19 protein-coding genes are annotated in these 23,308 nt (G+C 34.3%); 4 read left to right on the forward strand and 15 right to left on the reverse strand.

The window, feature by feature from the left end; all coding sequences use genetic code 11:
- Positions 1-2: 2 nt before the first annotated feature.
- The 13 genes from OLM54_RS02755 to rsfS all read right to left on the reverse strand — a co-directional run bounded on the left by OLM54_RS02755 (position 3) and on the right by rsfS (position 18,939).
- Positions 3-1,718, reverse strand: coding sequence for a hypothetical protein (locus OLM54_RS02755; protein ID WP_264537083.1), 1,716 nt, complete (start codon positions 1,716-1,718; stop codon positions 3-5).
- Positions 1,719-1,735: 17 nt separating this feature from the next.
- The gene (locus tag OLM54_RS02760) at positions 1,736-3,013 is read right to left on the reverse strand and encodes an MFS transporter (protein ID WP_264537084.1); all 1,278 of its coding nucleotides are present in this window, start codon (positions 3,011-3,013) and stop codon (positions 1,736-1,738) included.
- Positions 3,013-4,071, reverse strand: coding sequence for a glycoside hydrolase family 130 protein (locus tag OLM54_RS02765; RefSeq protein ID WP_264537085.1), 1,059 nt, complete (start codon positions 4,069-4,071; stop codon positions 3,013-3,015). Before OLM54_RS02765 ends, OLM54_RS02760 begins: the two co-directional genes overlap by 1 nt.
- A gap of 53 nt (positions 4,072-4,124) precedes the next feature.
- Positions 4,125-5,627, reverse strand: coding sequence for a RagB/SusD family nutrient uptake outer membrane protein (locus OLM54_RS02770; RefSeq protein WP_264537086.1), 1,503 nt, complete (start codon positions 5,625-5,627; stop codon positions 4,125-4,127).
- Positions 5,628-5,637: 10 nt separating this feature from the next.
- A complete protein-coding gene (locus OLM54_RS02775) occupies positions 5,638-8,697 on the reverse strand; it encodes a SusC/RagA family TonB-linked outer membrane protein (protein ID WP_264537087.1) in 3,060 nt (1,019 codons plus the stop codon).
- A gap of 197 nt (positions 8,698-8,894) precedes the next feature.
- Positions 8,895-13,058 carry a two-component regulator propeller domain-containing protein gene (locus tag OLM54_RS02780; protein WP_264537088.1) on the reverse strand — a complete coding sequence of 1,388 codons (4,164 nt, stop codon included), beginning with the start codon at positions 13,056-13,058 and terminating at the stop codon, positions 8,895-8,897.
- A 255-nt stretch (positions 13,059-13,313) separates the two neighbouring features.
- Positions 13,314-14,096 carry a superoxide dismutase gene (locus OLM54_RS02785; protein ID WP_264537089.1) on the reverse strand — a complete coding sequence of 261 codons (783 nt, stop codon included), beginning with the start codon at positions 14,094-14,096 and terminating at the stop codon, positions 13,314-13,316.
- Positions 14,097-14,104: 8 nt separating this feature from the next.
- Positions 14,105-14,374, reverse strand: coding sequence for an acyl-CoA-binding protein (locus OLM54_RS02790; RefSeq protein ID WP_264537090.1), 270 nt, complete (start codon positions 14,372-14,374; stop codon positions 14,105-14,107).
- Positions 14,375-15,028: a phosphatidylserine decarboxylase family protein gene (locus OLM54_RS02795; protein WP_264537091.1), complete on the reverse strand. Its 654-nt coding sequence runs from the start codon at positions 15,026-15,028 to the stop codon at positions 14,375-14,377.
- Positions 15,018-15,905 carry a phosphatidate cytidylyltransferase gene (locus OLM54_RS02800; RefSeq protein WP_264537092.1) on the reverse strand — a complete coding sequence of 296 codons (888 nt, stop codon included), beginning with the start codon at positions 15,903-15,905 and terminating at the stop codon, positions 15,018-15,020. The genes OLM54_RS02795 and OLM54_RS02800 overlap by 11 nt, the downstream gene beginning before the upstream one ends.
- A gap of 1 nt (position 15,906) precedes the next feature.
- The gene (locus OLM54_RS02805) at positions 15,907-16,512 is read right to left on the reverse strand and encodes a lactate utilization protein B/C (protein ID WP_264537093.1); all 606 of its coding nucleotides are present in this window, start codon (positions 16,510-16,512) and stop codon (positions 15,907-15,909) included.
- A gap of 114 nt (positions 16,513-16,626) precedes the next feature.
- Entirely contained in the window at positions 16,627-18,552 is a 1,926-nt protein-coding gene (gene ftsH, locus OLM54_RS02810) for an ATP-dependent zinc metalloprotease FtsH (protein ID WP_264537094.1), read from the reverse strand.
- A 15-nt stretch (positions 18,553-18,567) separates the two neighbouring features.
- On the reverse strand, positions 18,568-18,939 hold the full coding sequence (rsfS, locus tag OLM54_RS02815) for a ribosome silencing factor (RefSeq protein ID WP_012024667.1): 372 nt from the start codon (positions 18,937-18,939) through the stop codon (positions 18,568-18,570).
- 94 nt (positions 18,940-19,033) lie between these two features.
- Between rsfS and OLM54_RS02820 the strand changes: the two genes are divergently transcribed.
- A complete protein-coding gene (locus OLM54_RS02820; protein ID WP_264537095.1) occupies positions 19,034-19,774 on the forward strand; it encodes a biotin--[acetyl-CoA-carboxylase] ligase in 741 nt (246 codons plus the stop codon).
- Positions 19,775-20,022: 248 nt separating this feature from the next.
- Here OLM54_RS02820 and OLM54_RS02825 read toward each other — a convergent pair whose 3' ends face one another.
- Positions 20,023-20,415 (reverse strand): SRPBCC family protein, encoded by a 393-nt coding sequence (locus OLM54_RS02825; RefSeq protein ID WP_264537096.1) that lies wholly within the window; start codon positions 20,413-20,415, stop codon positions 20,023-20,025.
- Positions 20,416-20,510: 95 nt separating this feature from the next.
- Entirely contained in the window at positions 20,511-21,161 is a 651-nt protein-coding gene (gene pyrE, locus OLM54_RS02830) for an orotate phosphoribosyltransferase (protein WP_264537097.1), read from the reverse strand.
- 7 nt (positions 21,162-21,168) lie between these two features.
- Between pyrE and OLM54_RS02835 the strand changes: the two genes are divergently transcribed.
- The 3 genes from OLM54_RS02835 (at position 21,169) to OLM54_RS02845 (ending at position 23,272) form a co-directional block, all read left to right on the forward strand.
- Complete coding sequence (locus OLM54_RS02835; RefSeq protein ID WP_264537098.1) at positions 21,169-21,771, forward strand: NUDIX hydrolase; 603 nt, start codon at positions 21,169-21,171, stop codon at positions 21,769-21,771.
- 243 nt (positions 21,772-22,014) lie between these two features.
- Complete coding sequence (locus OLM54_RS02840) at positions 22,015-22,431, forward strand: helix-turn-helix domain-containing protein (protein WP_264537099.1); 417 nt, start codon at positions 22,015-22,017, stop codon at positions 22,429-22,431.
- A 364-nt stretch (positions 22,432-22,795) separates the two neighbouring features.
- Positions 22,796-23,272, forward strand: coding sequence for a hypothetical protein (locus tag OLM54_RS02845; protein ID WP_264537100.1), 477 nt, complete (start codon positions 22,796-22,798; stop codon positions 23,270-23,272).
- Positions 23,273-23,308 lie beyond the last annotated feature (36 nt).

The raw sequence follows: 23,308 nt of genomic DNA on the forward strand, positions 1-23,308 counted from the left end.
GTTTATTTTATTTGCTGAAAATTATAGTCTACAATGACATTATTAACGAGCATTTTGTTATCCTGATACGTTATTTTTCCGTCGGCTGGTACAAATACAAGTACAGCAGAATCTAAGGCATCAATTTTTATTTTGGAAGAAACGCTAACATTTCGGGCAATAAAAATTCCCGAAACTGTATTATATATATTTACTTTTTCGGCTTTTTTGGTTGCTACTGTAACGGTTTTGGCTGTTGTAAAAGGGTTATAATACAGATAAGTTGGATACGCTTTATCACTAAAAAAATCAGTTGTCAATAGATTCAGTTGTAATATCCCTTTTACATTGGTTTCTCTGATAATACTGCCAAAAATACCCACATGTCCGCTTCCGTAAACACTAAATTGAGACTCTTTAGGATTTTCACCTAATACCCAAAGCGGTCCGTCGCCTTGCGCTACGGGAGCTTTTAGGTTTTCATATTCTTTATAACCGGATTGTTTTATAATTCCTTCGTATGCGATTACTCCTTTTGTAACTTCGGCAAGTTCAGGAATAGTTTCATGCTGATCCGGCATATATTGCGGATAGAAAAATCGGGATGCATTGGCGGCATTCAGCATCCATTTTCCAATTACTGTTGCATACGACTGATCGTATCTCACCATCGGAATTAACGGCCATGCGGCATCGTAGGTATTCATTAAAAAACCATATCCGCCATGATCGACTGTACTTCCAAAAGTTCCCGAAATATCAATTCCATTCCAGTTGCCCACTAATGCACCCCAGCCTTCGCGACAAACAGGCGTTCCGTCAAATGTCCAGTCCAGCATTTTGGCAGTGTTGTATTTGGTGCCATGTTCCGCATTTATTCTCGCTGATAAATAAGCGCCAAAAGGCATTAATACTTCATAAGTTGGGTTTTTTGGCTGTGCCTCCAAAGCTGATAAAGCACTCAAAGCACCTTTTAAATATTTTTGATCTCCAAATTTTTTATATGCCGAATATAAAACCCATGCATGTCCCGCAGCAACATCTGGCTGTGCGCAGATATGGTTCGTCATTGGTTTCATTGTGTTATAATCAAAATATGAGTATTCGTAGTTTCCGTTTAGGATTACATCGGCTTCGTAAAATTTATCAGCAATGGTTTTTGCGATTTCTTCAAATCCGGGTTCGTTTGGATATTGATCGTAAACCGCATAAAATAGAAGATTCGGATATACATCATACCACCAATCGCGACCATAACCGCCGCCCAATAAAGCAACTTCGGGACAGGTATTGTTCATCATAATATTCCAATTTGTGCCTTTGTTGAAATAATTCTTCAACATTCCGACATAATTGAAATGCTGTTTTTTATCAATTCCAACCAAAGTTGCGCCCAGCGTTGCGCCCATTGTCGCCAGTGCTTCATGAAACATTCCTTTGTTACGATTTGATCCTTGTCGAACATCGCCAACAGCGGTATATAAACCAACAACGGGCTGCGGAAAGTTTTTTTGGCTCGTATCTATCCAAACCATTGGCCAGAATTTACCTTTTGCTTTAAAATCATATACCGTTTTATCAAAATCCAGCGCCAGTTTTTTATAATCAATAATTTGCAAAGGTTTTGGTAAATCCGGCATTTGATCAATACGGGCTATATTTTGCTGTTTTATTTGGGCTGTTGCCGAAAAATTTAAAAGCAACAGGAATGAAAACGTAATTTTTATAAAGACATTCATAAGCACAATTTTTGATTTTAGACTAATTCCATAACAACTTCTTTCTTTTCCTTTTTTATTTCAGGAGAAAGCTCGTTTCCTTGTTTGATGATTTTTTTACTGATATAAATAGAACAAAGCTGTAATACGGCAATAATTCCGATGGCGTATCGTAAAGCAAAATCTTCTGAAACAACATAATATAAAGTCAGGAAAGTTCCTGCGCCTAAAAGTCTGCCAATATAAAGTCCGGCTTCGTGATTTAGGATATAAGTAAATTCACCTCTGTTTTCGATTCGGGAAACTATATCAATTACTTTTAACTGAATAGGGAAGTAGGCGAGATCCATTAAAGGTTTTGCAATAAGCAGTAATAATAAGAAGATAATAACTCCGGTTTTATCAAAAAATAATCCATTTATGCAGGCGCCTAAAGTAAACAAAATCAAACCCAATGAAAAGATTTTGATTCGGTCAGAAGGTTTCGAGAAACGACCGATAAGATATACTATAACTGCTGCCAGAACGGCACCAATAGATTGTGCTTTTCCTAATGCGCCTTCTTCGCCCAATAATTTAAAAATCAACATTGCGGGAGCGGTCACCAAAAATCCCTGCGCCAAACCTTTGAATGTGGCAAGCGACAATAATTTGTACCATAATGGATGAAACTTAAAAAAGATATATTGCTTTTGAGCCGGATTTTCGAATTTTCCTCTGTAACAAACTACCGAAGCCATAATTGTAATAAGAAACACAATTCCGGTAATGATTAAATACGCCTGATGTTTATCGCCGTCGCCCGTTTTTGACTGGATAAACCAGCCAATAGCTGCAGGAATTGCAATGGCAATAATGGTATAAATAAAAGTTTCGAGACCGTAATAATAATTACGGTTCGTATCATTTGTAATCGATAAAGCGAGATAATCCCTGTTTGACCAATATAAACCAAACGAAAGCCCCATTGTAATTCCTGCAATGGCAATTCCGGTAAGGTCTAATGTTTTTAAAGACATCATAATAATCATCGAAACACCGCTCAGCATCATCCCGATGGAATATAATTTCCTGATATTAAAATGCTTTAATAAATAGCCGTTTAATAAAAACGTAAGCGGAATTCCGGTGTAAATAGCAAGCTGATAAATCACCACTTTTGAGGTATCATTGGAATTTCGCATAATATAAGCAGCGACAAAAATATCAATCACGGGCAATACCAATGCATAAACCAGATTGGTAAAAATCAGCGTACGAAAATTATGGGTCTGGCTTTTAAAATGATCAATTTCTGATATAAATTTTTTAAGCATTAGGCAGTTTTTAAAAGTAAAAGGATTTCTTTAATCGAAAATTGAGCACCGCAGACAAATTCATCAGAAGCACCGTAATAAATTGTAACCGTATCTCCGTCAGGTGCTACAATATGTCCGTTTGTAAAGACGACATTGCCAAAAAAACCGCTTAATTCATATTCTGTGGTTGGCACCATAATGGGCTGTTCTGTTCTGGCGATTACTTTTGTCGGATCTTTTAAATCCAATAAAAAAGCACCTAAACAATACTGATGATTTTCGTTGGCTCCGTGATAAATTTCAAGCCAGCCTTTATCTGTTTTTATTGGTGCAGCTCCTGCGCCAACTCTTTTGCTGTCCCAAAATCCTTTTCTGGTTTTAACAATGCAATGGTGATTTCCCCAATGTAATCCGTCCGGAGAAGACGAAATCCAAATATAATTTCCGCCAATATCTACGCTGCTTGGACGGTGTAAAGCATAAAAAAGTCCGTTGATTTTTTCTTCAAAAATGGCGCAATCCTTATTATGTGCGGGAAATATCAAACCGTGGTTTTTAAAATTTTTCCAGTCGGTTGTAGTTCTTAAACCAACGGCAACGCCATTATCAGATACAGACGTAAAAGTTAAATAATATCTTCCGTCGATTAAGGTAACGCGGCAATCCTCAATCCCGAAGGTTTCCATAATTCCTTCGCCAACCAAACACGGATAATTTTCGGGTTCATAGAATTTACGTCCGTCATCACTGCACAATAATCTTAAATGAGAAAGTGTTGTCAAATAATCGACACCTTTATAATTAATTACCCTTGCATCGTCGGCTATTAATTCAGGATCATTTTTTGCAATTTCAATGATTTTTATCGCTCCGGTTTCGGTTAAAATCGGAAAAGAGATTGTGTTTTCTTTTTGTTTTGGTCTTTCGGCAACCCGAACCGCAAGCCATGTTTTATTTTGATATTGAAATACACCGGGATTTAAAAGACAGGTAATTTCTAAACCTTCTCTGCTAGCAGGAATGTCGGCTGGTGATAATAATGGATTTTCCGTAAAACGGATTGCGATATCTTTCATGTTTTTTATTTTCTTGTAATTAGGGGAAATAGAAATGAAGACCTGACAGGTTTTTAAAACCTGTCAGGTTTAATATTAATAACCCGATTTTGTGTTAATCTTCTGGCTGTTGCATCGATTTCAGATTGCGGAACGGGATATAACATATGTTTGTCCTGAAAGTTTTTTCCGTGTGCTCGCATAACCTCTTTTGCAATTCCCCATCTTTTCAGGTCGTGCATCCTTTGGCTTTCAAAACCAAGTTCTGCTCTTCTTTCAGCTATAAGCCATGCTTTTACAACAGCTTTATCTGTAGATTGTTCCCTGTCCGGTAAAGTTCCGTCAGGCGCAATTGTTCCGGTTGTGGTTACCGTAGTTCGGGCACGTTTTCTTATTTTATTAATGATGGCGATTGATCCGGCATAATCTCCGGTTTCATTAAGCGCTTCGGCTTTCCAAAGCAAAACATCGGCGTAGCGGATATAGATTTTATTATTTGGAGATTCCTTGTTTGATTTATTGGTTCCGTTTATACTTCCCAATAATTTATTTACCCATTGCTCTTGAACATTAACCGTATATAATTTTCTTGGGTCGTTTGGTTCAAATGAAGCCAAGAAATCAGCGGTTGGAGCAAAAAATCCCCAGCCAGCAATCGCACAAATTCCGTTTCCTTTTTTAGGAATTACATTCTGAATGTGGTTGTATGAGAAAATAACTTCATTATCTGTATATTCTGAATTAAAACTATCAAAGTAATTGGCATTCAGATCGTAATAATTTCGCATTTCCAATTCAGAAACCAATGAAATTACCAACCCCCAATTTTTATTGTACAAAGCAGATTTTGCCTGCAATGCGATTACGGCTCCTTTAGAAACTCTCCATTTTTCAGTTGAGGAACTGTATTTAGAATCCGGTAATAAATCTTTTGCACGCACTAAATCAGCATTAATCTGATTCCATACTTCTCCTTTTGGCGCTCGTATAATTTTAAAAGCGTCCTGATATTTTTCAATCGGACTTAAAATTAAAGGCACATCGCCGAAGTTATTTACCAGTGAAAAATAATAGTACGACCTCAGGAAATATGCTTCTCCCAACAACTGATTTTTTCTTTCGGTTGACATTTTCGTGATTTTTTCTAAATCGGGATTTAGTAAAAAGCCGAGAGCAATATTGGTTCTTTTTATACCTTCATAATTGTATTTCCATGCTCCGTTTGGACCGCCGTTTGCGGCTGTAAACGTGAAATTATTTACTTCGTCCATCCAGGATTGATCGCCATCCGGAAGCCATTTTTTCTCCATATCATCAGATGCAATATCCTGAACAATCAGATCACTCTGAAATACCAATCCGGTGCTCCAGTTCCAGTCTTCTTCGCTAAAAAGATTCATCGTATTCGAAAATAATTGATACGAAGAACTAACGGAATTTTCTACCGCAGTTATGGTGGGTTTCTTGTCAGAATCTTCCTTGACTGATAAACCAATCGGGTCTGTTGTCAATTGTTCCTCGCAGCCGGTTAAAGACAGGAATCCGATTAATAGCGTGATTTTATATATGTTTTTCATCGTTCGTTTTTTAGAGTTTTAGTTTTAATCCAAGAATAAAAGTCATCGATTGCGGATACGTTCCTTTGTCAATCAAAGAAGTAGATTCAGGGTCTAAACCGGAATATTTGGTAATGGTAAATAAATTTTGACCGGACAAATACATACGCAAATTGGCATCGCCCAGCGTTTGTGGATTAAAAGTGTATCCAATCTCTATATTTTTCAATCTTAAATAAGAAGCATCTTCGATATATGTGCTTGAAACTTTACTTCCTCCGTTGTCATTAAAAGTCAGTCGTGGAGTTGTGTTTGACGTTCCTTCGCCATGCCATGAGTTTAAAACATCGGTTGTTGAATTAAACGGGCGGCTATCGTAATTGACAATCTTTTTCAATTCGTTATAACGGTCTACATCCTGAACTCCCTGAAATAAAAAGGAGATATCAAGCCTTTGATATTCGGCATTAAAAGATAAACCATAAGTAATTTTTGGAATTGGATTTCCAATAAAAGTCCTGTCATTTTCGGTAATCTGACCGTCGCCATCTACATCTTTAAATTTTATATCTCCGGGTTGTGTACCGTTTGAATTGGTATATAAATTTGAATTTACTTCGGCTGTGTTCTGATAAATTCCATCCGATTTATATCCGTAATATGAATTAATTGGTTTGCCAACAGTAGTTCTGGTATTGCTTAAAATATCATCGATATTGGCTACAGATTCATGCAGTTTTTCGACCTTATTGGTCAGTGTTGCTACGTTTCCGCTTATACCATATTTAAAAGCGCGGTCATTATTTTGGAAATTAGCTCCAAATTCAAAACCTTTATTGCTTACCGTTCCGGCATTTATATACGTTAATCCTGTTATTCCGGCTGCTGCAACAGGCAGGCTAACGCCCAATAAAATATCATCGGTAGTTTTATCAAAGTAATCTGCTGTAAACGATAATTTGTTTTTTAGAACGCTAATGTCTATTCCAATATCTGTTTGGGTTGTTGTTTCCCATTTGATATTCGGGTTTCCGTAAGTAATATTTAAGGCTTCGTCTCTTTTTGTAACAACGGTTAAATAGGCGTTATTTGGTATTTCCTGATTTCCTGACTGACCCCAGCTTGCTCTTAATTTTAAGTTAGAAAGCCATTCGCTGTTTTCAAGGAATTTCTCTTTGGATAAAATCCATCCTCCCGAAACAGAAGGGAAATAACCCCATTTATTATTAGGTCCAAATCGTGAAGAACCATCCGCCCTGATCGTACCTGAAACATAATATTTATTGTCATATCCGTACGTTCCCGAACCAAAAAAGGAAACCAGATTCCAGTTTACGTCAGTTCCCGTTGCCATCATTTTATTCATGCCACCGTAATCCAGATAACGGAACGGGTTTGTTGTGTTGTCGTAATTTTCTCTGCTGCCGCCAATCCACGAATATTTACTACTGATACTTTCTGTACCTAACAATGCATTTACAGTATGTTTCTCGTTGATTGTTTTAACGTAATTTAGTGTATTGGTAAAAGTAAAAGTCATGGTTTGACCTCTATTTTCATTCAAAGACGAAGGTTTGTTAAGTCTGCCCAAAGTTGGATAAAGTAAATCTCCTTCATCATCACCAAAATTTTCAGCAAAAGCTTTATTGTGGTTAAAAACAAGATCAGCGCCAAAACTGCTTCTGAATTTTAAAGACTTGTCGGCTAAGAATTTATATTCTCCATAAATATTTCCAAAAGTGCGGAAGGTTTTTACTTTATCATCTGTAAAATGAACCAAAGCAATTGGATTCATCGTCTGTTCGTATTTTTTATCCCAACCGCCGTTGCTGTTATTATTTTGGTAGAAAGGTAAATCCGTATAAGGATCTCTTTCTGAATAACCCGGGTCATTTTGGTTTTTATAAACAGACAAAACAGGCGGACGTAAAAAAGCATGACGAATTACTCCGGGTGCATCTCCGCTTGACGATAACTTATCCTGAACGGTATTGGTGAGTTGGATATTAGTTCCTATTTTGAAATTTGGCGTGATGTCAGAATTTAAATTAACCCTGAAATTAATACGCTGAAACTTATCATGATCTCCAATTACGATTCCGTTTTGAGCAAAATATCCACCCGAAATCAGGTATTGTGTTGTTTCAGTTCCCCCGTTTGCCGAAAGCTGAAAATTAGTTGTTAATCCTGCCGAAAACAATTGTTTCAGCCAATCTGTATTTGCGAGATCAGTTCTGTTTCGGTCCGCTGCGTAAGGACTAATTGCATTTGCTGCATTTCCCGCCGTATTATGCCAAGCCTGATCTTTTGCAGTTAAATATTGATCTGTATTTAATAATTTAGGCAGATTGGTTGCATAACTAATACCGGAATAATATTCGGCATTAATACTGGTTTTTCCTTTTGATCCGTTTTTGGTCGTAATTACAATAACTCCCGCAGAAGCTCTTGAACCGTAAATTGCTCCGGCTGCAGCATCTTTTAAAACAGTCATCGATTTTACATCGGCTTGGTTTAAAAACGAAATATCACGTGTCGCCACACCGTCAACAACATACAAAACGTCGTTGTTTCCCAAAGTTCCTTCGCCTCTAATTCGGATTTTCATTCCGTCGCCGGGCGCACCGGTATTGGCAGAAACAAAAACGCCTGCAACCTGACCTTGTAAAGCCTGACCAACATCGGCAACTTTAGTTTTAGACATTTCACCCATATCAACGGTAGATACGGCTCCGGTTATTGCCGATTTTTTTTCGCTTGTATAGCCTACAATCAAAACTTCATTTAAAGTATTGATGTCTTCTTTTAAAATAACAGAAATGTTGGTTTTACCCGCTACAGGCATTTCCAAAGTTTGAAAACCAATATAACTGAAAACCAAAATAGCATCAGAATCTACTTTTGATAAAGAATAGTTTCCGTCAAAGTCTGTTGCTGTATTAATAGCGGTGCCTTTTACAACAATGTTTACCATTGGCAAAGGACCTGTAAGATCAGACACGTTTCCTTTTATAGTTTGTGCGTTCACGACGCTTCCGGTTACCAATAAACCTAATAAAAACAGGTTGTAAATGTATTTTTTCAGCATCATAATAAAGAATTGTTTGAAGTATTGATTTCAGCTTTTTCCATGGTTTTTTGAGGTTATTTGTATTTTAAGTTTATACTACAACGATTGAATTAATTATCATTTATAAAATTAGCCTGAGCATGTAAGAAACGGTGTACACTATTTCTTCAAAAGTGTACACCGTTTATACTGTGTTGATCTTTAATGTTTTGGAAGTTTTATCGCTTGTTTTTATAGATAAGCTGATAATTTTTGGGAGTGGTATTGTATAGTTTTTTAAACTCTCTGTAGAAATAGGAGCGGTTATTAAAACCGGATTTGTAGCAAACCTCAGAAACCGTTAAAATATTTTTACGCAATAGTTCTGCAGCATATTTCAGTCGGACTGTTCGAATTAAATCTCCGGGAGAAAGATTGAAGTTTTGCTTTATCTTTCGATAGAGTTGTGAATTACTGATTCCGAGTTCTTTTTCAAGAAATAAACTCTGCAGGTTTTCATTATCGATATTATTCCGAATAAGATCAATTACTTTTTTAATAAAATCTTTCTCCTCGCTAATTACAGACAAAACCGATAAATTTTGAACAAGATTATCTTGTGTTATATATCTTGAAAGCAATTCTTTCTCTTCCAGCAGCTTTTGTATTCTTACCAATAGATGATCGGGATAAAAAGGTTTTGGGATATAAGAGTTTGCGCCGCTTTCGATACCATCAATTCGATGTAAAACAGAATTTTTTGCGGTAAGCATGATAAACGGAATATGACCCGTTTTGAGATTGGTCTTGATTTTTTTACACAATTCAACGCCATCCATAAAAGGCATCATCACATCGCTGATGATAAGATCAGGCATTTCATTTCGGACTATTTCCAACGCTTCACGACCATTATAAGCCGTAAGAAGCTTGTATTTTTCGTTTAGCAATTCATGAAGCAAAAGATGAATATCGAGTTCATCTTCAACTATTAATATTACTTTTCGGTTTTCACTGCATTCATTTAGAGATAAAATTTTGTTGGGCATAATTTCAGAACGATCAGCTTTTTGTTCCAGAATATTTTTCAGATGTTCTGAAATTAAAACCGGACTCATTCCCAGATCTAATTCTTTTGCCGTAAAAACATCTTTACTGCAAGGCAATAAAATGGTAAAGTTTGTTTTTTTTATGGAACTTGAAACCTGAATATCGCCCTTTAATACGTGGACTAATTTTTTTACGTAGGCAAGACCAATGCCTGTTCTAAACATATTATTATCGGATTCTTTGCCTGTGCCGCCAAGGAAAAACGGATTAAATAAAGAGCTTAATTCCTGCTTGGGAATTCCTTTTCCGGTATTGGTAATTATAATATTTAATTGTGGCAGCTCTTTATTTTCTATATAAAATTTCAGGTCTATTCGTCCATTTTCCGGAGTATATTTAAAAGCGTTCGAAAGCAAGTTAAAAACTATTTTTTCTACTTTATCCTGATCAAACCATCCGGTTAGGGCAGTAGGGATTTCAAGATGATAGGAAATGTTTTTATCCAGTGCCAATTCATCAAATAATTCGGCAATTTGTTCTATCAAACTTACGAGATCAAACTTTTTTGCTTTGACTTCTAAACCGTTGTATTCTGCTTTTCTAAACTCCAGTAATTGCTGTGTCAAAAATAACAGCCTTGACGAGTTACGCTGAATCATTTCTATAAATTTCTGATTTTTTTCGTTGCCGTTTGCCTCATTTGATAATTTCTGAACCGGACCAACAATTAAAGTTAGCGGAGTTTGAAATTCATGTGCTATATCCGTAAAAAAGGAAAGTCTGTTTTCATGCAGTTCTTTTTCTCTTATTGCCGAAAGAATATTGAGGTTTAAGGATTGACGTTTTTTGTAGTAACTCACAACAAATAAAACGAATGCAACAGCTAATAAAAAATAAATTGCAAACGCCAGATTTGATTGCCAAATGATAGGTTTAATACAAATATCAATAGCGTGAACGGGTTTACTCCAAACGCCATCACTGTTGGTCCATTTTAGCCATAATGCATATTTGCCTTTAGGAACATTTGTAAAAGAGATTATTCTCCGGTTATTGATCGTATTCCATCCTTTATCAAAATGCATTAATTGATATGCATATTGGCATTTTTCGGTATTGATATACGTTAAAGCCGTCAGTTCTATATCAAAAAAATTCTGATCGTGATTTAAAACAATTGCAGGATTTTTTTTGGAATTCTGCGAAAGCGCCAATCCCTGATAATAAGGAACGGATTGATTTTGTCCGCTGATTTTATCAATAAACAGGGGTGGAATTGTAACGGATTCTTTTATTTTTTCCGGGAGAAAATAATTGAAACCCTTGATTCCGCCCATAAAAATAAAGCCTTTTTGGTTTTGCTGATAAAAAGCACCATCTGAAAATTCATTGTTCTGCAAACCTTCATTTTTGGTGTAATTGGTAAATTTTAACTGCTGCGTATCAAAATTCGACAAGCCAAAGTTGGTGCTTAACCACAACTTATTTTGATCTGCAATAATGCCGTGAATTGTATTATTTGGAAGTCCGTTCGCGACCGTAAAATTTTTAAAAGTTGCAGTTCCGTCTTCTTTTAAATCTTCTAATACATTGAGACCAAAGCTCGTTCCAATCCAAAGTTGGTTTTGCGCATCAGTCTGTAAACATAAAATATCGTTGCTGGACAAACTTTTGGGATTATTCCTGTCGTTTTTATAAGTGATGAATTGTTCTGAATCCTTATCAAATAAATTTAATCCGCCCAAGCGGGTTCCAATCCAAAGCTGTTTTTTGTTTTTTGGAATTATAGCGTATATTTTATTACTGCTCAATGCATTTTTAGAATTGCTATCGGCGATGTATTTTTTAAAATTGGTAATGATTAATTTTTCTCCAGAGCGTTCAATTTTACAACGGATCATCCCGTAACCATTTGTTCCAAACCAATAAAATCCGTCTTCATCCTGATAAACAGAATAAACAGACTTAAAATAATCACATTCTTTACTTCCTGAAATCGCTGCCCAATTTATTAGTTTAGAATTATTTAAGTCGTAAAGCGTAATTCCGTCGCCGTCGGTTCCTATAAAAATTAAGTTTTCCTTTCCTTTATAAAGCGAATAAACGGCATTGTTAACGATGCTGTTTTCGTCATTAAAATTCATGTATTGCAATTGCTTTTCAGGATTAGAATAAAAATCATGCGGAAGCCGGAACAACCCTTTTCCTTTTGTTCCAATCCAAAATGAATTTCCTTCTATTGCTAAAAAAGTCCTGATAATTCCGCCGTCAAATTCCGGAATTTGAGTTCTCGAAACTAGATTAAAAGGTTTATTAGCGGGAAACATTTTAATTATTCCGTCTCCATCCGTTCCTGCCCAAATAATGTTTTCATTGCCGGCAATCAGGGTTGTTATTTTTTGATTGTTTAAACTGTTAAGCCACGGTTTGTCAACGATATTTCCCGTTGTATCAATTATAGAATATTTCGATTTTGACGAAACTATAATTCCATCAGAAATGCTGGTTATAAATTTTGTAATATTATTGGACAAAATTGAAGTTTCCTTATACAATACAGAATTTATTGTTGTAATTCCTGATACCGATAAAGTAACTATTTTTTGTTTGGATAAAATTCCAAATTGACTGATGTTTTCTGAAATCAATTCTATTTTCGAAATAATTTCTTTGTCATCATCCTGTGATTTCCTGAAAGCTAAAGAATAGAGTTTATTGTCTTCAAATAAAATCAGCAAATCTCCGTTGGACGTAAATTCCATTTTTCTGACTTCTTTTTTCGAAAGGTCTTTGGCATTTAATAATTGAAAATCAGTTCCGTTAAAATAACCAATTCCCCAATCTTTTACAGCACAAAAAACTTTTTTGGAGGGATTGAGTGTAATATGAAATTCAGATTCAGATAATGGCGGAATGTTTTCTCTGTCGAAATAATAATGCTGAAAAATATCTGTTTGTTTATTATAACTGTTAATTCCGTGAAGCGTTGCAATCCAGATAAGACCTTTGTAATCTTCGTCTATTTTTAAAATGACCTGATTGCTAAGGCTATTTTTATTGTTTAGTTCAGGTCTGAAAATCCTGAAATTATTTCCGTCATATCGGTTTAGTCCGTCCCATGTTCCTATCCAAATTAAGTTTTCAGAATCCTGAAAAATAGTATTGATCGAACTATTTGATAATCCTTTACTATTATCCAATTGCTCGAATGCATATTTTACATCTTTAATTTCCGGGAGAAATTCAGTTTGAGGCCCGGCAATTACGGATTGCGCAGCATCAGGATTATTTTTGTTTGAACAGGCAAGAAGTGTGATAAAAGCGACACAAATAATTTTAAATTTCAATTGCATAAATCATAATAAATTGATGATTACTAACACTTAATTTCCTTTGTAAGAGGTTGTAAGTTATGCAAAAGCCATAGTAATCCCTGTAGATTATTATGAATTATCTTATAAAATTGTTTAATGACATTGTTTATCAAAAAAGAGAAGCAGAAACTCAGAAAGTTATCAAAAAGTCTGAGAATTACGTTTTCGAATATGTTTTAAACAACCTTGAGAAAAGTATAAAAAAAAGCTGATACATTATGTATCAGCTTTTTTTTATACTTTTCGAACTTTCTTTAAAGCTTCAATATAGTTTTCGTTTACTTTTTCCCAATTGATGTGTTTGTAAAAAGCATCGATATAACTTCCTTTTCTGTTTTGATAATCGAGATAATAAGCATGTTCCCATAAATCGATTCCTAAAATAGGAGTTCCGGGAATCAAAGCGTTTTTCATTAACGGATTATCCTGATTTTCGGTGGTAGTTACCTGAAGTTTTCCAAGTTTATCAACGACTAACCAAACCCAGCCAGAACCAAATTGCTTTGTTGCCTGACCTTTAAATTGATTGGTAAGGTTATTAAAAGAACCAAATTCTTTGTTTATAGAACCTGAAAGTGTGTCTTTTGGAGTTTGTTCTTTTGGCGTTAAAAGATCAAAATACATGGTATGATTGTAATATCCACCGGCATTTTGACGTAGTTTTAAATTTGTAAGAGGCATCTTTTTTAAGATATCCTCAATAGGCATGTTTTCAAATTCTGTCGAAACAATTTCCTTATTTAAATTATTCGTATACGTTACATAATGCTTGGAATAATGCGTTTCTAAAGTAAGAGAACGAATTTCCGGCGCCAACCCATCATAAGGAAAAGATAATTTAGTAAGCCCAAAAGAACCCGGTTCAGCTTTTACTTCATCAGGAGAACCAATTGTTATTTTTTCTTCTTTTGTTGGTAAAGGAACTTCTACAACTTCAGTTAGCTTATTATTATCATTACAAGAAAATAATACTAAGAATGAAGCCGAAATAGTCAAACATATGATGATTTTCTTCATGTTGGAAATTATTTTGATGTTAGAGAATTAATTATTTCAATGTAATTTTCTTTTGCCTCGTCAATCGAAATATGGCTAATTTGCATCCATGCGTTAGTTTTAAAAGCATCGCGCAAATCAAAATTTTCAGATTGATTGTATACTGCGGTTCCAAACGTTGCCTGTTTGTAATACGCATAAAGCCTTAACTGCACATCTTGCGGCAGTGAGGCCTGAGTCATTTTTAAAGCAGTTTCTACAGCCTCTGAAAAGCGAGTATCTAAATCTTTTTGAGTCATTTAAGCTTTTGTAGCAATAATGGTTTTACCGCCAATTGCTTTTTGGTTTAATTCTACATTAATAGGCGTACCTAAAGGTAAAAATAAATCTACTCTTGAACCAAATTTAATAAATCCGGCATCAGTACCCTGAACAACCTGCATTCCTTCCTGAGCATAATTTACAATTCTACGCGCTAAAGCACCTGCAATTTGTCTGTATAATATTTGACCAAAAGTCTCATTTTCAATTACAACCGTAGTTCTTTCGTTTTCTTCACTTGCCTTTGGATGCCAGGCAACTAAAAATTTACCAGGGTGATATTTACTAAATTTAATAATACCGTCCATAGCATAACGTGTCACGTGTACGTTTATTGGCGACATAAAGATAGAAACCTGTAAACGTTTGTCTTTAAAAAATTCACCTTCGTAAACTTCTTCAATTACCACAACTTTTCCATCAACAGGAGCAAGAATGTGATCGCTGTTTCTGATTGCTATTCTTTTTGGATTTCTGAAAAATTGTAAAATAATAATCAAAACTACTACGCCGGCAATTTGTACCAGCATTCTTAGCCAGGTAATATCAATGAATTTGTCAGCAATTAAAAGCACAGCAACTGCAAAAACAGTTCCTAATAAAATCGATGGGCCTCCCTCTTTATGAAACATAATATAAAATTTGGTAAAATAAATATATAACTGGTGCTACAAATATAACACTATCTAATCGATCTAAAACACCACCGTGTCCCGGCATTATCGAACCGCTGTCTTTTACACCCGCAATTCTTTTAAATTTTGATTCAATCAAATCTCCTATAGTTCCAAAAACACTAACAATTAAAGCAATTATCATCCATATTAAAACAGATTTACTGCTAAATTCAGGATTTGGGCGAATGTAAAATTTTGAAATTAAAAAACCTGCAAAAGCAGCAAAAACAGCTCCGCCAAGAAATCCTTCAATTGTTTTTTTAGGTGAAATACGTTCAAATAATTTATGTTTTCCAATGGATTTACCTACCAGATAAGCAAAAGTATCATTTGTCCAGATTAAAATAAATAACCCAATGATAATTTTCGGATTATAATCTTTTATTCCAAAAGAAATTTTCACAATAAAAAGAAATGGAAGCATAATGTATCCAATCAGATAAATATATTTTGATAGTTTACTGATGATTTGAGTGTCATCAAATAAAAAGACAATACATTTTATAGATACAAGTAATGTAATTAGGAGTAATACAGAGAATAATTTGTCTGTATCAACGGTAATTAAAATATTTTCTTTTAAAAGTTTACTGATATAATTTTCAGTTTCAGCTTTATAAAAAGTAATTAAAGATACAGACGAATAAAAAACAGAAACAAATAGTATAGCAAAATACTTGTTCATCTTAACTAAGTTGCAAAATTCATAAGTTGCTATAACCAGAAAAATACCAAAAAGAATGATAAAGCTCTCTGTAGAAAACAAAATAGAAGCTACGAGTAAAGCGATATAAACAGCACCAGAAATGGTTCTCTTGAGAGTTTCATTCATCTTAAAGATCTTCTAAAAGCAATAAATACAAGTTTTTGGCAACACTTCCGTATTGTGTAAAATCTTCTTCTTTTGCTTTTTCGAAATATTTTATTGTGGTAATATTGGTAGGATAGTCTCTTTCGTATTTGCGTTTAATAGCACTAAGCCCGTCGCTTTTCATTGGCAGCATTTGGCTCGTTGTTGCTATAATGACAATATTTGGGGGTAATTCGTTTGGCTTATTCTGTTTGATTTGCTTTGATGAAAATAAAATAGAACCTTCATCAGCAATTAAGTTCTCGCAGGTTGCAAGCAAAAATCTTGGATTAGCAGGAGAATGATAAGGTAATTTGTTTTCTTCTAATAAGCTAAACAGGGCAGGTTCATAACATAAAACTTCGTTTTCGAACCAATCATTTTCTTCAAGGATATTTTCAAATTGTTCAGCTACTTCTTGTTTGTTTTCACAATACAAAAATTTACCTCCATTTTTCTTAAAATTAAAAATGAATCGTTCATCTATAGACAAATGACTATCCTGAATAGGAGTACCTGCATATTCACTTTCGTTTTCTTCATCAGAAGCGGCGTCGCTGGAACCAAATATTTTTTTGAAAAAATTCATTTTTATATGAAATACTTTACATGTTAATTGAAAACGTTCAAAGATAAAAAAATCTTAATTCAAAAGGCTATTTTGAATTAAGATTTTAAAAAATATTACATATTGATGTCGAATTTACGAAACCACTTCCTCAAGATTTTTATCAAAAGTACGTTTTCCGAAAATCGTTTCTAAGTCATCTTTAAAAATAACTTCTTTTTCAATTAATATATCGGCAAGCTGATTAAGCTTGTCTTTGTTTTCTTCAAGAATCTGAATTGCTCTTTGGTATTGACCTTCAATTAATTCTGAAATTTCTTTGTCTATTACTTTAGCAGTTTCATCAGAATATGGTTTAGAAAAATTATATTCACTTTGTCCGCTTGAATCGTAATAAGTAACATTTCCGATTTTATCATTCAAACCATAAATCGTTACCATAGCACGAGCCTGACGTGTAACTTTTTCTAAATCGCTTAATGCTCCGGTCGAAATTCTGTCAAAAGTTACCTTTTCAGCCGCTCTTCCGCCCATAGTAGCACACATTTCGTCTAACATTTGATCTGTTCTTACGATTTGTCTTTCTTCCGGTAAATACCATGCAGCTCCTAAACTTTGTCCACGAGGTACAATAGTTACTTTAATAAGTGGTGCAGCATGCTCTAACATCCAGCTTACAGTTGCGTGACCAGCTTCGTGAATTGCGATTGCTCTTTTCTCTTCCGGAGTAATAATTTTATTTTTCTTTTCAAGACCACCAATGATTCTGTCAACAGCATCAAGAAAATCTTGTCTGTCTACAGCAGATTTATTGTTACGGGCAGCAATTAAAGCAGCTTCGTTACAAACATTTGCAATATCAGCACCTGAGAATCCCGGAGTTTGTTTTGCTAAGAAATCAAGATCAAGACCTTCAACTTTTTTGATAGGAGCTAAGTGTACTTTAAAAATTTCTGCTCTTTCGCGAATGTCCGGTAAGTCAACAAAAATTTGTCTGTCAAAACGACCTGCACGCATTAAAGCTTTATCAAGAACATCAGCTCTGTTTGTTGCAGCCAAAACAATCACGTTTGAGTTTGTACCAAAACCATCCATTTCTGTCAATAATTGGTTCAGAGTATTTTCTCTCTCATCGTTTCCGCCAGACATATTACTTTTTCCTCTTGCTCTACCAACGGCATCAATTTCGTCGATGAAAATAATAGCAGGAGATTTTTCTTTTGCTTGTTTAAATAAATCACGAACACGTGACGCACCAACACCTACAAACATCTCAACAAAATCAGAACCTGATAATGAGAAGAATGGAACCTGAGCTTCACCCGCAACTGCTTTTGCAAGCAAGGTTTTACCAGTTCCCGGAGGTCCTACAAGTAAAGCTCCTTTTGGGATTTTACCTCCAAGATTAGTATATTTTTCAGGATTTTTAAGGAATTCAACAATTTCCTGAATTTCTTCTTTTGCACCTTCTAAACCGGCGACATCTTTAAATGTAGTTTTGATATCTGTTTTTTCATCAAACAGTTTTGCTTTCGATTTTCCAATATTGAAAATTTGTCCGCCACCGCCACCGGCACCACCTGACATTTTACGCATAATGAAAATCCAGACACCAATAATGATGATGATAGGAAGTAAGCTGATTAAAATATCGCTCCAGTTGTTTTTTTGAAGGAAGTTAAAATCTTTTAGTTTGCCTTCGCCAACTGCTTTTTCTAATTTAGTTTGAAAAATTTGATCGTTACCAATCTCTAAAGTATAATGCGGACCTTTATTTGGTCTGTCAAAAATATCTTTAGCTACTTTTTTATTGGCAGCGTCTTTAAGAGCCGCAGCGTTTAAATATACTTCAGCCTCAGCTTTATTATAAACGATCACTTTTTCAATTTGTCCTTTTTCTAATAATACATTGAATTTAGAAGAAGTTAATTGAGCAGGTTCGCTTAAATTAGATCCACCGGTTGCAAAACTTATAAATAAAAAAACTAGAAGTATTGCAGTATATATTAACCAGGGACTTATTTTAAATTTACTCGGATTTGGATTATTATCTTTAGCCATTAGAAGAAATTTTCTTTAGTATTTGTTTTCGATTGTAGTTATTTTGGCGTCACCCCAAAGGCTTTCGATATTGTAGTATTCACGAATGTGTTTTTGGAAAACATGTACCACGATGTGCACATAATCCATTAGAACCCATTCAGCGTTATCGGTTCCTTCTACGTGCCAGGGTTTATCTTTTAAGTCTTTTGATACTGTTTTTTGAATAGAGTTCACAATGGCGTTAACCTGAGTATTAGAGCTACCGTTACAAATAACAAAATAGTCACAAACAGCAGTGTCTATGTCTCTCAAGTCAAGAATATCGATATCATTTCCTTTTACTTCCTCAATTCCTTTGATTATGTTCGCCAACAGAACATCATTATTAATAGTCTTTTTCGCCATGAATTATTTTATATGATTTTGTAAAGTTACCAATTTTTGTGATTAATTTTGAACCTTAACAAAATATTAAATTAAGTATAAATAAATTATTTTAATGAAACTAATCAAACTCGATGCCATAGATTCTACAAACGATTTCCTAAAGGCTCTGGCAAGTCAGGACGAGCTTGATAATTTTACCGTCGTAACGGCTGAAAATCAGACAAAAGGCAAGGGGCAAATGGGATCTAAATGGCAGTCTGAATCAGGTAAAAACTTAATTATGAGTGCCTTGGTAAAGGATTTTCTATATGATAACGAACAGGTTTTTAATTTAAGTATTATAGTTTCATTAGCCGTAATCGAAACTTTAAATTCTTTTGATATTCCTGATTTAAGTATAAAATGGCCAAACGACATTATGTCATACAATAAAAAAATTGGTGGCATACTTATCGAAAACACCCTAAAAAGCGATGGCAGAATCGTGTCAGTCGTTGGTTTAGGCTTAAACGTAAATCAAACTAATTTTACCGAATTACCGCACGCTTCGTCATTGGCAGTAATTACCAAAAATACTTTTGATAAAGATATTTTACCGGAATTAATTATCGAAAAAATTCAGCAAAAAATAGATTTGTGGGAAACCAATTTCGATATTTTCTGGAAGCAATATTTCAATACTTTATTCAGAAAAGGAATTCCAATGCCGTTTAAAAATCTTGATCCCCAAGCTTCAGGACAAAACTTCATGGGAATTATTCAGGGCGTTTCGTCTGTTGGAAAAATTCAGATTTTGTTAGAAGACGATTCTGTTTCAGAATTTGATATTAAGGAAGTTCAGATGCTTTATTAGAGAGGGGCAAAGGGTTTATTAAAGAGGTGCAAAGGTTCATAGGTTCAAAGTGACAAAGGTTTATTGTAGAGATATTTTTGCCACAGATTGCACAGATTAAAATGATTTTAAATCCAAATAAATCTGCTATGATCTGCAGAATCTGTGTAAAAAAAAATCTTTTTAAATCATTTAATCTGTGGCAAAAAAAAGTCTGATCGTTAAATCAGACTTTCATTTATAATTTACAATTTACAATTTACCATTAATTAAAGTTTGGTCATATTAGTTGCCAAAGTTTCAATGAATTTGCTAATTGGTCCTTTAATCATCATTGCCATCATTGGGTTAAATTCGCCCTCAAATTGCAATTGAACATCGCTTGAAGCGTCAGAAACACTTTCAATGTTCGAAACTAAAGTAAACGGAAGTTTATCGCTTGCAGCACCCAAAACAATTTTGTTTGGAGCTACTTTTTCTTTCATTTTCAGTTTTATTTCCGGCATACCTTTCAGTCCAAAAATAAAAGCATCTTCGCCAATCACTTCGAATTTAGCGATATTGTCAGGCATTAATTTTTCAAAATTCTTTACATCAGTCAACAAATCAAATAAATCCTGTGCTGATTTCTGAACAGTAACCTTTGGACTTTCTAAGTTCATATTTTATTTTTTTATTTTTTGTTTAAATCAAAAGTAAATCTAAATTCCAAAATCTTGATTCTGATAATCTAAAATCAACAATCTAAAATCTAAAATTATTCCTCCTCCTGCAACCATGTCGACGGGCTTTCGCTCCATTCCTGCAAAGTCGACTGTTGATCTTCGGTAATATATTGTTTCTGAACCGCTAAGTCTAGTAAATTTTCGTAATTACTTAATGTAAACAGGTCGATATTGGCGTTTTTAAAGTTCTCTTGTGCAACACCAAAACCGTAGGTAAAAATCGCCGCCATTCCCTTAATATTAGCACCTTCGTTACGCAAAGCTTCCACAGCCATTAAGCTGCTGTTTCCTGTACTAATTAAATCTTCAACGACAACCACGTTTTGACCTTTTTGTAAAAAACCTTCAACCTGATTTTGTCTACCGTGTTTTTTCGCTTCCGGACGCACATATACAAAAGGTAACCCAAGGCTTTCGGCAACAAGAATTCCAATTCCAATGGCTCCGGTGGCAACTCCGGCAATAACATCTGGTTTACCAAATTGTTTCTCAATATTCTTCGCAAACTCGTCGCGAACGTAATTTCTTATAACCGGAAATGAAAGAATTAACCTATTATCGCAGTAAATAGGAGATTTCCATCCTGAAGCCCATGTAAAAGGATTTTCGGGATTCAATTTAATTGCATTTATTTGCAAAAGCAATTCGGCTGTTTTTTCGGCAGTATCTTTATTAAAAATCATACTACAAATGTATAAAGTTTTTGTGAACGACAAACCACTTTTTTTGACAAATGAGATCTCAAGAGAGACTGATTTTCAATTATTCTTGTTAGAGAGTATTGATATCGAGCATCTTATTGTCAAAATGTTTCAAAATAAAATTCAAAAGGCTTATTTGTATTATCCTGACGAAAAGGAAATAATGAAGACCTTAAAAGCTAAAATTCCCGTAAATAAAGCCGGCGGAGGATTAGTTTACAACAAAAAAGGCGAAGTTTTATTCATTTTCAGAAACGGAAAATGGGATTTGCCAAAAGGCGGAATCGAAAAAGGCGAAGAAATTGAAGATACTGCCATGCGCGAAGTCGAAGAAGAAACCGGCGTTGGCAAACTAAGAATCACCAATAAACTCGAAAAAACATACCACGTTTTTAAACGCAACGGAAAATACAAACTAAAAATTACGCATTGGTTCGAAATGCAATCAGATTTTGAAGGAACTCCCGTAGGTCAGGAAAATGAAGGCATCGAAAAAGTAGCCTGGTTAAATCCGGAACAAATCAAAGAAGCCCTAAAAAACTCTTACGAAAACATCAAATTACTTTTTGAAGAAGAAAATCAGTTACAATAGTAAAATTCAATTTCAATAACAAAAATCAATTACAATATCAAAACTCAACAATTGTAATTGAATTTTGATATTGATTTTTGCAATTGAATTTTTTTTAACTATTTCATGTCTCAAAAATCGTACTTTTGTTTAATGCGTAATAAGTAATAATTGTATTACACAAATCATTTCGATCGTATCGTACATACCAAAATTTGTTTTTTACATATTGCCAGTTATTACCCTTAATATTATCTTTGAATTATGAGCACACTTACAAAATCAAACCATATTGGGCGAAAAATTAGCCGAATTCGTGAACTTCGTGACATGAAACAAGAAGCTTTGGCGCAGGCTTTAGGAATTAGCCAACAAACTATATCGGCTCTTGAAAACAGCGAAACCATAGATGATGAAAGACTTGCAGAAGTAGCAAAAGCTTTGGGAGTAAGTGTAGAAGCCCTTAAAAATTTTTCAGACGAAGCTGCAATTAATTACTTTAATAATTTCTATGATAATAGTGGAAGTAATGGTGCATTTTCGCATGGACCATTATTCACTTTTAATCCTTTAGATAAATTAATGGAATCTATAGAAGAAAATAAAAAACTTTACGAACGTTTAGTTCAGGCAGAAAAAGACAAAGTTGAGTTTTTACAAAATATATTGAAGGATAAATAATCTTTTATACTACAAAATATATCCACATACAATAACGCGGATTAATATAATCTGGGCGTGCCACCATTTAAAAAAAGGCCTAATCAACTTTGCGTTCATTAGGCCTTTTTTTCAATGCTGTCGGGCTATCCGCGCTACTTCGGTAGCCAGCTTCTATCCCTCACACGAGCTACACTTTGAGAGTAGTTTTATTGTGTTTCAAGTTTCAGGTTTTCCTCCGCTAGCGCGAGCGTCCCGCTCGTGACTATTTTTTAATTTAGTTATCTTAAATTTATTTTGATTGCGTTCACGAGCGGGACGCTCGCGCTAGCTAGTGATTACTTCAAAATAATGTAATTTTGTAAAAATAATTAATAAATAAAATATGAGTAATACAATTGTGAATATACGAGAAGTTCAAACTAGATTACATAATTTGATAACGCCTTTCATTAATGATTTGACATTAAAGGGTTATAAAATAATAGATAAAAATAGAAAAATATTAAATGTACAAGACGGTAGCTATTTGGTTATTGATGGTTCTAATGCATACTTTTATAATATTAATACGAGTAAGGTTACGCTATATTCAATAAATGATTTGGTTGTTACGGTTCCATTAAAGGCTAATATAATCACATATAATATAATTGAAGAAGTATGGAATCATAATTTTGTGGATGCTACAGATTTAATAATGTTAGATAAAGGTAAATTGCAAGAGTTTAATGTAGTTATTAAAGATATTGACTTTGTGCAGGCGGAAATTGATAAAAGAATTTTAGAAAATCCAGATCAGGTAACTCAAGTAAAAGTTAAAGGAATTGATTATACTTTATTTCGATATTCGAAGATTTAAGAATTACGATAACGCGGATTTAAAATCCGTATCCAC

Source organism: Flavobacterium sp. N1736 (assembly GCF_025947065.1).
Taxonomy (GTDB): domain Bacteria; phylum Bacteroidota; class Bacteroidia; order Flavobacteriales; family Flavobacteriaceae; genus Flavobacterium.